Consider the following 304-nt stretch of genomic DNA (forward strand, 5'->3'; position numbering starts at 1 on the left):
GCCATTCTCTGATGAAGGGTTACAGAGCTACCCATTGAAGTTTTGCGGATATCGAGCATTTCATCGGCCATATTATTGCTGGCAACCAACAGCCTGTAACCGCTTTCCGTTTCCGCCATTGTCGAATCGGTTCGAGCGTCTTGCCATTTTGGAAACACGCACAATGCGTAGCTTTTCGGATCTTTTTTAGTAGATAGCTTCAAACTTGGATCATTTTTAGCCAAATCTCCCGGGCCAACACAACCCGCCAATAGCGCTACCGCCAGCACTCCTAAAATCAACTTCATACGGCTCACTCCTGTGG

General features: G+C 47.7%; 1 protein-coding gene. It reads right to left on the bottom strand.

Annotation, left to right across the window (positions count from 1 at the left end):
- Positions 1-287: hypothetical protein (locus tag KMS84_RS39785; protein WP_256921529.1), on the bottom strand; the 287-nt coding region annotated here is incomplete at its 3' end.
- Positions 288-304: the final 17 nt, after the last annotated feature.

The sequence above is a fragment of the Streptomyces hilarionis genome, from assembly GCF_024539675.1.
GTDB lineage: Bacteria > Actinomycetota > Actinomycetes > Streptomycetales > Streptomycetaceae > Streptomyces > Streptomyces hilarionis.